The organism is Polaribacter batillariae (assembly GCF_017498485.1).
Taxonomy (GTDB): domain Bacteria; phylum Bacteroidota; class Bacteroidia; order Flavobacteriales; family Flavobacteriaceae; genus Polaribacter; species Polaribacter batillariae.
On record NZ_CP071795.1, the window covers coordinates 3,813,067 to 3,826,036 of the forward strand.

Annotated in this window: 11 protein-coding genes; all 11 read right to left on the reverse strand. The window is 30.7% G+C overall.

The genetic code is table 11. From position 1 onward, the window contains the following. Positions 1–41: 41 nt before the first annotated feature. Positions 42–1,580, reverse strand: a complete 1,539-nt coding sequence (locus JL193_RS16730; RefSeq protein WP_207971846.1) for a sulfatase family protein — start codon at positions 1,578–1,580, stop codon at positions 42–44. A 488-nt stretch (positions 1,581–2,068) separates the two neighbouring features. Beyond that, positions 2,069–3,304, reverse strand: a complete 1,236-nt coding sequence (locus tag JL193_RS16735) for a DEAD/DEAH box helicase (protein ID WP_207971847.1) — start codon at positions 3,302–3,304, stop codon at positions 2,069–2,071. A gap of 338 nt (positions 3,305–3,642) precedes the next feature. After that, positions 3,643–5,028, reverse strand: a complete 1,386-nt coding sequence (locus JL193_RS16740; protein ID WP_207971848.1) for a Sau3AI family type II restriction endonuclease — start codon at positions 5,026–5,028, stop codon at positions 3,643–3,645. After that, positions 5,021–6,268 (reverse strand): DNA cytosine methyltransferase, encoded by a 1,248-nt coding sequence (locus JL193_RS16745; protein WP_207971849.1) that lies wholly within the window; start codon positions 6,266–6,268, stop codon positions 5,021–5,023. Before JL193_RS16745 ends, JL193_RS16740 begins: the two co-directional genes overlap by 8 nt. After that, positions 6,258–6,566, reverse strand: a complete 309-nt coding sequence (locus tag JL193_RS16750; protein ID WP_207971850.1) for a helix-turn-helix domain-containing protein — start codon at positions 6,564–6,566, stop codon at positions 6,258–6,260. Before JL193_RS16750 ends, JL193_RS16745 begins: the two co-directional genes overlap by 11 nt. A 305-nt stretch (positions 6,567–6,871) precedes the next feature. Then, positions 6,872–7,513, reverse strand: a complete 642-nt coding sequence (locus tag JL193_RS16755; protein WP_207971851.1) for an alpha/beta hydrolase — start codon at positions 7,511–7,513, stop codon at positions 6,872–6,874. 16 nt (positions 7,514–7,529) lie between these two features. Continuing rightward, positions 7,530–7,727 carry a hypothetical protein gene (locus tag JL193_RS16760; protein WP_243456793.1) on the reverse strand — a complete coding sequence of 66 codons (198 nt, stop codon included), beginning with the start codon at positions 7,725–7,727 and terminating at the stop codon, positions 7,530–7,532. 112 nt (positions 7,728–7,839) lie between these two features. After that, positions 7,840–9,099, reverse strand: coding sequence for a dihydroorotase (locus tag JL193_RS16765; RefSeq protein ID WP_207971852.1), 1,260 nt, complete (start codon positions 9,097–9,099; stop codon positions 7,840–7,842). Further along, positions 9,096–11,036 (reverse strand): BatA domain-containing protein, encoded by a 1,941-nt coding sequence (locus JL193_RS16770; RefSeq protein WP_207971853.1) that lies wholly within the window; start codon positions 11,034–11,036, stop codon positions 9,096–9,098. Before JL193_RS16770 ends, JL193_RS16765 begins: the two co-directional genes overlap by 4 nt. A gap of 134 nt (positions 11,037–11,170) precedes the next feature. Further along, positions 11,171–11,935 (reverse strand): TIGR02757 family protein, encoded by a 765-nt coding sequence (locus tag JL193_RS16775; protein ID WP_207971854.1) that lies wholly within the window; start codon positions 11,933–11,935, stop codon positions 11,171–11,173. Between the two features lie 86 nt (positions 11,936–12,021). Continuing rightward, positions 12,022–12,954, reverse strand: coding sequence for a peptidylprolyl isomerase (locus tag JL193_RS16780; protein ID WP_207971855.1), 933 nt, complete (start codon positions 12,952–12,954; stop codon positions 12,022–12,024). Positions 12,955–12,970: the final 16 nt, after the last annotated feature.

Below are 12,970 nucleotides of genomic sequence, written 5' to 3' on the forward strand. Positions count from 1 at the left end.
ATTTTTCTCTCAAAAATCATTTCTTACAATAATCATTTGGTTCATAGATTCCAGTTTTCCTTTATAATCTCTTTCATTATAGGATATTGTTCATCCGTATCGCCAATTTCTTCACGAAGTTCTTGCAAACGATTTTTCATTTCTTTAATTATGGTTTGATATTGCTCATCATCAATTGCATTATGGGTTTCGTTAGGATCTTTTTCTAAATCATAAAACTCCCAAGCTGGCGTAGTTGTTTGTTTCATTGCGCCTGACATATCAAGCGGTTGCCCATAAAAAAATGCAAGCTTATATCTATTGTTTCTAATTCCAAAATGAGCTGGTCGTTCTGTTCTGTGCAACCAATATCTGTAATAGGCATCTTTGCGCCAATTTTTTGGGGTTTCACCTTTTAAATTTTCTCTAAAACTTTCTCCCTGTATAAAACTTGGTTGCTTAATGCCTGCATAATCAGCAAAAAGTGCTGCAAAATCTATATTTAAAATAATATCATCAATTGTGCTACCACCTTTAATTTCTTTGGGGTATTGTATAACAAAAGGCATTCTAAGAGATTCTTCGTAAATTAATCTTTTATCAAAAAAGCCATGTTCGCCAAGAAAATATCCTTGATCTGCAGTATAAATTACTACTGTATTTTCTGCGAGTCCGCTTTCTTCTAAATAATTTAATAATTTCCCAATATTATCGTCAATAGCAGCACCACATCTCATAAAGTCTTTTACAAATTTTTGATAAATGGCTTTTCTCAATTGTATGCTGTCCAGTCCTTTATTATTAAATGGTAAACCTGGATAATTGGTCCAAAACTTAGGATCATTTACTGCTGCTTGCCATCTTTTTTCTAAAACTTCCACTTTTTGACCTATAAAACTTCTACCAGTTGTTTCTGGTCCAAAATCATATAAAGTCTCTGGTTCTGGAATTTCTTCATTTTCATATAATGATGCAAATCTTTCTGGATATTCAAATGGTTCGTGTGTTGCTTTAAAATGAGTCATCAATAGAAAAGGTTGTTCTGAATTTCGTTTTTTTAACCAATTAATTGATAAATCTGTAATAACATCTGTAGAAAAACCTTGATATTCTTTGCCTTTTGGCCAGTTGGCAGCAGTTCTTAAAATAGGATTGTTGTAAACACCTTGTCCTGGTAGCACTAAAAAATCATCAAAACCAGCGGGTTGTTTTTTTAAATGCCATTTTCCAAATAGAGCAGTTTGATAGCCATTTTTTTGAAAGACTTTTGCAATATTCATGCTATCTGGCTCGAGCGCGTCAGATAAAGTATATATATTATTTCGATGGCTGTATTGCCCTGTTAGTATGCTTGCTCGGCTTGGTACACAAATAGAATTTGTGCAAAAAACATTGTTTAATTTAGCACCATTTGTAGCAATTCTTTTAATGTTTTTATTTTGAACATAATCTTCTAAAACTCCACCATAAATTCCCCAAGATTGTGAGGTGTGGTCATCAGATAAAATAAATAGGATGTTGGGTTTTGTAGCTTCTTCTTGTTTATCTGCGCAACTAAAAAATAAACATGATAGTAATATAATTGGTATAGAATAGTTCATAAAGGCGTATTTTGTAATATTTGTTTTGATGTACTAATTTAGTTTATTTTTGATAAATAGGAAAATGTAAAAATGCTTTCAATTCGCATTATGCTCCTGCTCACTCAAACACCCATAGTAATCATTCTTTTCTACAATAGCTTCCCCTGTCTGCTAATACATCAAAATAACTTGTCTTGTAAAAACATCGATCTAATTTCTTAAATTAGTTTATCTATATTTTCTTATTGTTGACGGCAATAGTTACAAACTAGCGCTAGTGGGGAGTAATTTTTGAAAAATTAATAAACTTGTCAACTATGTTTCCAGTATTTATTTCCTTTTAAAGATACTTATATCTTTTTGTATCCCATCTTGTATGTATATCATAATGGTTCTATTTTATAGTTATTTAATTCATCTTTATACTTGTATCTGACCCCAAGACCAATGATGATTATAATTTTTTTCGAATTTAGAAACAAACGAAGTCCAAAGCGATAAAGCATTTAATACCAGCGTTTTTTCTTCTTTTTAGAAGCTTTAGATTTTCTCCCTTTTTTATTTTTGCTGATGGTATTTGGCTGTTTTTTGGTGTTTTTAGCTTTGTTAATTACATAAGGATGTTCTGTAACAACTTTAATAGGTTTTTCGATTAAAGCTTCAATTAATTTAATATATCCGTTTTCATCTGGCGAACAAAAAGAGAATGCAATGCCAGATTTTCCTGCTCTACCAGTTCTTCCAATTCTGTGGATATAGGTTTCTGCAACATTCGGAATGTCGAAATTAATAATGGCATCTACATTTGTAATGTCAATTCCGCGTGCAGCAACATCTGTCGCAATTAAAAGATGTGCTTTTTTATTTTTAAATTCTTCAATGGCTTTGTTTCTAACAGCTTGTGTTTTGTCTCCATGAATACTAGCAACTTTATAGCCATTTTTAAGTAAGGTTTGTTCTAATTTATCAACGCCAAATTTTGTACGTTTAAATATAATAATGCTTCCATTTATCGTGTTTCTTAACAAATGCAAACACAAATCTGTCTTATTTTTTTTAGGAAGATAATACAAAAGCTGACCAATATTTTTGGCTGTGGTTTCTTCTGGATTTATGGCTACTTTTATAGGGTTTTTAAGGATTTTATAGGCTAATTCTGTAATTGAATCTGGAATTGTAGCAGAGAAAAGTAACGTTTGTTTGTTTTTTGGGCATAACGCTTCTATTTTTTTGATGTCTTTGATGAAACCCATGTCTAACATTAAATCGGCTTCATCTAAAACAAAAATTTCAACCGAGTTTAAATCAATATTTCCTTGCATTTGCAAGTCGATTAATCTTCCTGGAGTTGCAATTAAAATATCTACACCTTTCGCTAAAATTTCTTTTTGAGGTTCTAAAGAAACGCCTCCATAAACTGCTGTGGTTTTAAGGTTTGTGTATTTGCTAAAACTATTAAAATTCTCGAAAATTTGAATGGCCAATTCACGAGTTGGAGTAATAATAAGCGATTTTATTTTCTTTTTTTCCACTTCTTTATTTTCATTATTTATTAATAAATGAATAATGGGCAAGGCAAAAGCAGCTGTTTTTCCTGTTCCTGTATTTGCAGAAACAATTACATTTTTCTTTTCTAAAACTAAAGGAATGGTTTGTTGTTGTACTAAAGTTGGTGTATGAAAACGTGCTTCAGCAACTGCTTTTAAGATAGATTTATCAAGTGGAATTTCAGAAAATTGCATGTATTAATTTTTATGCAAAGATAGTTTAAAAGAAAGTAGGAGTGGAGTTGAGAATTAAATTAAAGAAATTGATTTTTTAATTTATTTCGCTAACGTGTTTGTGTATAATATTAGTTGCGTGGTTTAGCAACTAATTTAGCAAATAAAAACCGAATAGAAAATTCGCAAGGATTTTCATAAATAAGCAAAAAGCCAGCAATAAATTATATATGGTGTTGTACACTGGCTTTTCTTTTCAGCAAACTTGATAGCGTTGGCAAAGGTATACTCTTTTGCAATTTTTTGCTTGTGTTGGTGGCTGAAGCGAATTGCAAATGTGTATGGCTTTTTGTGTTGGCTTATTTCAGATAAATTTCGTCTTTTACATATTTTGCGTTAAACCAAAAAGAGTGATTTGTGTATTCTTCTACTTTGGTAAGTTTGTCTTTTTTCGGCAAAGAATTAACGTTTTTATAAATGTCAGTTGCGTGTGGTCTAACGTGACTTATCCGATGTTCTGATGAATTAGGAAAATACGTAAACCTTCTACCGTTTTTTATTTCTTTTACAATTTCGCCTTTTTCAATTGTTTCTACTGTTTTGTCCCACACAACTTTAGTTTCTTCAATATCTGAATTAGACATATTCCAAAACTTTACTTTCTTTAAAACTAATTTTTTGTTTTCAAATTGATAGAATACAAAGAAGAATTTTTGCTCTAAAATATTTTTAAAATTGGAACTTTCCCAATTTGAATTTATGATTTCTTGGTACTTAAAAATAGGAAAGGAAATATGTTGATCAGGAAGATTATTCTCTTTTAATCTCACTGTTTTTACTTGAATATCTGCTTTTTCAAACTCTTCAATTTTCTTGTCTAAACTAATTCCTAAAATTGCTTTCGTTAGATTAGCAAAATAACTTTTCGCTAACCTATTTAGTTTAAGATTAAAATGTTCTTCAATTTCGATTGATGTTTTGCCATAAAACGGTTCAAATTTAGAAACTACTATCTTTTCAATTGATGGTAAATGTTCAAGTATTGTCTCTTGTGTTAGAATTTTTCCATAAACGGCTTGTTCTTCTTGAGCAATATTGGCTATAATGTGATTTACATAACCTTGTTTTAAAGAATATGCTCTTTGTTTTGCTTTGACTTCATTAAAAGGTTGATTTCTAAATGATTTTAGAGCAGTTGATCCTTTTGTACAAGCTCCGAGATAAAAAGTGTCTCCTTCTGATAACTCGTGAGCTTTACCGTCTTTTATTTTTTGATTGATAAACTCCCAGTCTTGCTTTATTATTAATAAATCTTCATTTGGATATTTCCAGTCATCAACCAACTTTATTATATAGTCAAGTAATTCTAAATCTCTGTCGTGAAGATAAAACACTAAAAGTAAATGAGCATTTTTCTTCCAAAAAGAACTTGTTTCAAATTCTTCTTTATGAACTTCTAAATAATTTATAATGTTTAAAACGAGTCTTTCTTTAGAACGGAATTCTCCGTTTTTCAAACTTTTTAATGGACTTGATTTAAGTTCCATTCCAACTTCTTTAAAATCGGGTTCAGTATCAGAATTTGGTTCGTAACCAAAATAGAATTTTTCTAATATCTGACCAAAATTACCTTTTCCTTTGTAACCGTGTTTTTCAATTTCTACTCCACAAGCTTGTCTTAAAGTTTGGTCTTTTAATAATTTAGCAAAACCGATAATCGAATCTGCCGAATTTACATTATACATACTCAAATTGATTTATTTGTTTATAAAGTTCCTCTCCAATTTTTTCAATTACTCCAACAACTAAAGCATTTCCCATAAAAAATGCACGTTTTGTATCTGTAATTCCTTCAAGTTTGGTGTGATTATCTGGAAACATATTTAACCTTTCCAATTCAATTGGTGTTAATCTTCTCAAACCTCTATCTGAAACAACTACGTGCTTAAATCTTGAGGGTGATTTTCCACCTTCTCCAGTAATAATTGTTCTTGAAGCATTATCTAAAGCGTCTGGATAAATCATTCCACCTTCTGAATATTTATAAACAAAACCATCTGCTGATTTTCGTTCAATGGTTTTTGCACCTTTTAAATATTCCCATTTTGGTTTGTCTTTTTCGTCAATGAAAAATTCAGAAGTTACTTCTCCATTTTGCAGAACATCTGCTAAAACAGTTTTTTCTCCATCGTAATTTGGTTCTGTTTTAGTTGTATAAACTTTACCTTTTATAAGTAAACCTGTGTTTTGAAAAGGCGATAACTTTCCGTTTTTATTGAAGCTGTCTGTTATTTCTACTAAATCTCCTTTTAATTCTACTTCTTGAATTGTATTTATTTTAGTTACAGGAAAAGCATTTGCAATTGTTCCTTCTTCTGTTAACCAATTTGTTTTATTAGATTTTTGAAGTCTTTTGTAAATTTCTGTGGATTTGTGATAACCAATAAAGAAAACTCTTCTTCTTCTTTGTGGCATTCCATATTCTGCTGCATTTATTACTCGCCATTCTACAGCATAACCTAAATCATTTAAACTTTGCAACATTACTGCAAAATCTCGACCTCTTTGTTTTGCTGGCGATTTTAAAAGACGATCAACATTTTCTAAAAACAAGTATTTAGGCTTGTTTTTTTTCTTTTCTAAAATTTGATGAATTGACCACCAAAGAACACCTTTTTTACCTTTTAAACCTTTAGAATTTTGTAAAGTAGTCGCAACTGAATAATCTTGACAAGGAAATCCGCCAACTAATAAATCGTGATCTGGAATTTCCTCCACATTTCTCGTTACAACTTCATTTATATCTTCGTTTGAGTGATTTTCTTTTCCAAAACGTTCTTCATAAACTTTTGATGCGTGTTGTATTTTTGTTGATGGTTCCCACTGATTACTCCAAACAATTTCGTAATTACTTTTTTCAAGTCCAAGACGAAAACCTCCAACTCCTGCAAACAATTCTGCAACTTTCAATTTCTTATTTTCCATTTTCTTGAGTTTTGTAATAATTAATTTTTTCTTCTGCTACTTTCAGTATTTCAGAAGTCGATTCTGTATATTTTAATTCTTCTGCAATTTTTTCTGAAAACCAATTTATAATGAGTTCACTTTCAGAAAGTTCATAAAATTTAGCAAGTCTTATGATTTGTTCCCTTGTAGGTTTTCTTTCATTTTTCTCAAATTTGCTAATCAAAGATTGGTCAATATCTACTTCAGCCGCAACTTTTCGCAGAATTAAATCTTTTTCCTCTCTCGCACATTTCAAAGTGTCTCCTAATGTTTTCATTGGTCAAAATTGTTTTAGACAAATATTGTCCAAATTTATAAAAACATTTCGGATTAACAAGTTTTAATTCAGATTATTTTATTCGTTCTGGTGTGGTGGGAGATTTTAGTACTTTTTGTTTTTAGAGCGTTGGAATTCAGCGTTTGCAAAAAACAAAAGTACTAAAATATGCGGCTGGTAGCTTGTGTACAACTTATTCACTGATATGACGTCTGTTTTAATAACTTATATCAGTAGTTAGCGAAGTTAGTTTTTTACTTGGAAAAATGAAAGGGTGAAAATACCCTTTTTTTTAACAGGCAGTTTTACAAGCGTGTTTCAATCCAGTTCTTAAAACTGTAAAAATTCTGTGGAGCAACTCCATGGCCAACATTGTATTCCGAATACACATTTTCTACCCCTAATTTATCTAAAAAAGGTTTGGTGTTTCTAGCCCAATCTACAGGTAAAACTTGATCTACACTGCCATGAGAACTGTAATATTCCGTCTTTAAGTTGGTTGGCATGTTTTGGGGTAACAATTCTGTATTTACATAACCGCTTAAGGCAATTACATAATTTACTTTGTTAGGATAGAAAAAACTTAAAGAGTAGCTTAAAATGGCTCCTTGACTAAAACCTAACAAAAAAATTTTATTAGAATTTGTATTGTATTTTTTCTTTATTTCGTCAATAAAAACAGCGATTTTATCGATTGATGTTTTGGCTTCTTTTAAATCGGAAAATTTTCCATTCACATCATCAAAATTAATAGAATACCAAGCATACCCTCCAAATCCCATAGAAAGTGGTGCTTGTACACTAATAATTAGCAATTCGTCTGGCAATTCGTCTGCAAAAGAAAATAAATCTTGTTCGTTACTTCCATAACCATGTAATAAAATTAACAAAGGCGGATTTTCGGATGCTTTTTTGGGTTGTCTTACTAAATAATGTAAATCGCTCATTCTAAATAAAATCTATTTAAATATTTTTAAACCATTTTTGAAAATAATCGCCTAAAACAGGAACTCTTTTTTCTTCTCCTTGAACGGCGCCAATTAAGCCAATTATCCAAAGAGTAAAAATAAAAACTCCAAAAAACCAACCAGGATTTTTTCCTGAAGATTGGTAAATTATCCATCGATTTATAATAAGATTGTCGAATATGAAAACTGGCAAAATAATTTTTCTTGTCTTTGTTTAAAATATATGCTATTAATGTTCCAATTATGGTAATATAGCTAATAACAGCCATCGTTTTTCCTTCTTTAACAGTATAATTCTCCAAATTTTAGGAATTTAAAATTAATTGATTATTCGCAAAAATACCATACACTTTTCCAGTTAATTTTTTATTGATAAAAGGGCTGTTTTTCGATGTTGATAAAATATTTTCTTTTGCAAACGTATGTTTTTCGTCCGGATTAAAAAGAGAAATGTCTGCTGTTTTTCCTTCGGAGATTGAAGTAGTTTCTAAATTAAAAATTCGTCTTGGATTTGTAGTAATTTTTTCAATGAAATTTTCTAAATCTAAAACCGAATTTACAGCCCCAAAAGCAGTTTCTAAGCCAATTACACCATCTTTTGCTTGGCTAAATTCCACTTTTTTATGTTCAATATCTATAGGATTGTGGTCAGAAGTAATCATGTCAATCACTCCAGAATTCACGCCTTTTTGCAATGCTCTTACATCAGCATTTGTTCTTAAAGGCGGGTTGGTTTTAAAATTACTGTCAAATTCGTGCAATTCGTTATCTGTTAAAACCAAATGATGTGCAGAAACACTGCAAGTAACTTGCAACCCTTTCTTTTTAGCTTCTTTAATTAATTCTACAGATTTTGCTGTGGAAATTGTTGGAATGTGCAATTTTCCACCAGTATATTCCAATAAAAATAAATCTCTAGTAATTTGAATGTGCTCTGCTAAAGCAGGAATTCCTTTTAAGCCTAATTTAGTACTGTTAATACCTTCGTGTGCGATTCCTGCACCAGCAATTGCATTGTTTTTTGGAAAACTAAGTACCAAACCATTAAAATTTTGCGCATATAAGAGCGCAATTTTCATCAAGTTATCATTCTCAATAGGTTTGTTGTAATCTCCAAAACCAATCGCTCCAGATTGTTGCATGTCGTACAATTCTGCCATTTCAATTCCTTTACTGCCTTGCGTTAAAGCAGCAATTGGGTATAATTTAGTAGCAAAACCTGTAGCTTTGTTTGTTAAAAATTCTACGGCAGATTTGTTATCGATTACCGGATTTGAGTTGGCATTTACAGCAACTGCCGTAAAACCACTTTTTGCAGCAACTTGCAACCCCTTTTTAATGGTTTCTCGTTCTTCGAAACCAGGTTCGCCAAAAGAAACACTGGTGTCGAACCAGCCACAAGAAACGTGTAAATTTTCTTTTTCTACAAGTTGATAATCTTTTTTATTAGGAATAGAATCAGCTATTTTTTTAATCACTCCATCACGAATTAAAATGTCTTTTGTTTGTTGATGAAATGGGCTAGAAGCATCTATAATTTTAGCCGATTTTAGAAGCGTAATCATGGTTTATAGAATTTTAATATCAAAATTTCTAATAACAAAGATACAATTGCCAAGGCTAAAAACCATTTCCAAAGCCATTGAACTTCATTTTTTTTATTCAAAGCATTAAAAGTTGCTGGTATAGAAGAAGTTATTTCTATGTTTTTATTGTTTTTAGCAAGTGTATTTAAGTCTAAATATTTTAAAGAACTTTCTTCTTTTGGGTAATTAAACGCAATGTTTTGTAAAGTGTCTTTTTCTTTTAAAATAGAGTAAATTCCGGCTTCTAAAGGCTGTTCTTTGGTAGTTATTACCACACTATTTTGAAATGTTTGTTGTAGTGGAATAAAGGATTTTCGACTGTTTGCAATCGTTAGAATTTCATCTTTACCCAACTGTGTTTCTATGCCTATTTTATTTTCGGTAGCTACTCTGTAAGACAATCGCGGAAATTGAAAACTTAATTGTCCGAAATTGTAAAAAACAGGCACAATTAGTGGCGAATTTACAAAGTTGCTATTGGTTTTGGCCAAAGAACTAGAAACGTAGTAAATATTATTTTTTAATTCGCTAATAAATGCGGTGTTGTTTTCGAACGAAATAATTGTACTGCTGTTTTTTGAAAAAATAGGGTAGAGGCTATTTACAGACGGATATTGGAAATTATTTACCTTTTTAGAAAATACGTTTTTAAATAAAGGATGATTGTAATTGATAGAAGTTATTTTTAAAGTATCGATGATTTTATTTTGTAATTTGCCAATTTGCAATTTGTTAAAAAATGAATTGTAAGAATTTACTTCTAATTTTTCATTCGGAATAATTACTAGGCTTCCTCCATTTTTAGAAAAATCTAAAAGACTTTGTGCTAAAATTTCTGGAATATTTTCTAGACTGTTTAAGATAATTAATTGTTGTTTTGAAATGGCATTGTAGTTTACATTTTGAAGAGTCGCGTTCGTAAAATTAAACGCATCTTTAGTATAAATTTTTGATAAAAAATGGGACTCTTTTCCAATCGCCAAAACACTTGCTTTTTTTCGTTTGTTGATGCTAAAAAAATACGTGTTGTCGAATGGAAAAGTATCGCTAAAAGTTAGCTGTATTTTTCCTAGAAATGTATCTTTATTTTGAATCGTAAATTGAATTGTTTTTTCACTATCTTTATCAATATTAAAAGATTGCTTGCTTACTAAATTTTCGTTGTTAAAAATAGAGATAGGAGTGTTACTTTTTTCTTCTCCCTGATTTTTAATGATTGCGTTTACTGTAAAATTCGTGGTATTTGCATTGCTAATAAAAACACTATCTATAGAAAGGTTGTTTTTCTGTGAAGATTCTAATTTTACAGCCGAAAAAGCGGGTGTTACATTTGTAAACTTATTTTTATAAGTATTCTGAAAATCAGATATTAAAATGTTTTTATATAAAGTATTTGTTTTATTTTTGTTTAACTGATTTATTTTTAGAAAAATTGTCGATAAATCTAATTTTTTTGATGTGTTTTCTATTTTTAGTAACAAATTTTTCAATTCGTTTTTAGAAATATCTTTGTAAAAATTAGAATTTGTTTGTAGCGAATATACATCTTTTTCATTAGCACTTTCTATAATTTCTTGTGCCGAAATTTTTAACAAATTTCCTTTTTCTCCTTTTGTATTGGTGCTTAAAGAATTGTCTAAATAAATAAAAGTATGTTGTTTTTTATCGATGTTTTTATCGCTAAAATAAGGTTGTGAAAAAGCTAAAAGTATCGCAGAAAATAACAGCAATCTTGTGGCGAGAATTAACCATTTTTTTATACGCGAACTCTTACGTGTTTGTTGCTGTAATTTTTGTAAAAAAGCCACATTGGTAAAAGGAACTTTTACAAATTTTTGTAGCTGAAAAAGATGCACTAAAATAGGAATAATTAGTAGCGCAAAAAAGTATAAAACTTCAGGGTTTTTAAATTGCATTATTGGTGTTTATGTAGCATCAAAAATAGGCAAATTTATAGAATTGATTTTGCAAATGGATGGTAAAAATAAAAGATACAAATATAGCATTAACATAAAACGTGTTTTCTCTTTAAGGAAATTAAAAAGAGATGCTAAAACTTTTCGAAAACCCCCAAACCAAAAAGTGCAAAATCGTATTTTACAGGGTCGTTTGAATCTAATTTTCGCAGGTTTTTATCGAGTTCTGCAACGGCTTTCCAGTCGTTTTGTTTTCTTGGAAGTAATTTTAATTTTCGTGCAACATTTCCAGAATGCACATCTAAAGGACATGATAAATGGGCAGCATTGTGTGATTTCCAAATTCCGAAATCGACACCAGCTTTATCATTTCTTACCATCCAACGTAAAAACATGTTAATGCGTTTTGCTGCAGAATTTTTTAAAGGATCTGAAATATGTTTTTGAGTTCTTTGTTGGTGTTTTACCTCGAAAAAATATTGTTTAAATTGATGAATTGCAGTTTGGTAAGTAGTCGAATGATCTTTTATAGAAAGTACTTCTTCTAAACCATTGTAATTTTGGTAAATATGTTTTAATGATTTTACAAATTGCTGAAAATCGATATGATTAAAAGTTCTGTGTACAAAACCAGTTAAATTTTCTAAATCTTTTTCTTGATGGTTGGTAATAAAATCGTAAGGCGAATTGTCTAATAATTCCATCATTTTAGAAGCATTTTTAATAATCATGGTTCTGTTTCCCCAAGAAATTATTGCGGTTAAAAAACCAGCAATTTCAACATCTTCTTTTAAGGAAAAACGATGTGGAATTTGAATCGGGTCAGACTCAATAAATTTAGGATTGTTGTACAGAATTACTTTTTCGTCTAAGAATGCCTTTAATTCCAATTTTTTCATCTTTAATAGTTTAAGAATAAGATAGAAATAAAAAAAACCTCATAATTAAATAAAACTATGAGGTTTGTGATTGTTTTGAATGTATTTTACTTTACGTCCATTAATTCCACATCAAAAATAAGTGTTGCGTCTGGTGGAATTACGCCTCCAGCTCCTGCAGAACCGTAAGCTAAGTGAGATGGAATTACAAAACGTGCTTTATCGCCCACTTGTAATAGTTGAATTCCTTCATCCCAACCAGCAATTACTTGCCCTACACCTACATTAAAATCGATTGGTTGTTTTCTCTTGTAAGAAGAATCAAAAACGGTTCCGTCTAATAATTGCCCTTTGTAATGTACAGAAACTCCTGCACCTTTAGTTGCTTTTTTTCCTGTTCCTTTTTGTAAAATTTGGTAACGAAGTCCGCTTTCTGTTTCGTCGTAACCAGCAGCAACTTTGTCTAATAATTCTTTTTGTTTTGCTTTTGCTTCTGCTTCTCTTTTTTCTCTTTCACCTTCAAAAGTCCTAAAAGCTTCTACCGCATTAAAAGCTTCTGCATCTGCACCTACTCTAATAATTTCTACCGCAGTTAATGCATCTCCTTGCGCGATCGCATCTACAACTTCTTGGCCTTCTACAACATTGCCAAAAACAGTGTGTTTACCATCTAACCATGGAGTAGGAACGTGAGTGATGTAAAATTGAGAACCATTTGTGGCTGGACCAGAATTTGCCATGGCTAATTTTCCAGGAGCGTCGTGTTTTAAATCTGGATGAAATTCATCATCGAACTTATAACCTGGGTTTCCGGTTCCTGTTCCTAATGGGCAACCACCTTGAATCATAAAATCTGGAATGACTCTATGAAACTTTAATCCGTTGTAATATGGGGTTCCTTGGGCTTTTACAGAGTTTTCTAAATTTCCTTCTGCCAATGCAACAAAGTTACCCACTGTTCCAGGAGTTTTTTCGTGTTCTAATTGTACTAAAATATTACCTTTTGCAGTGGTAAATTTTGCGTATATTCCGTTGTTCATTATACTTAATTTTAAT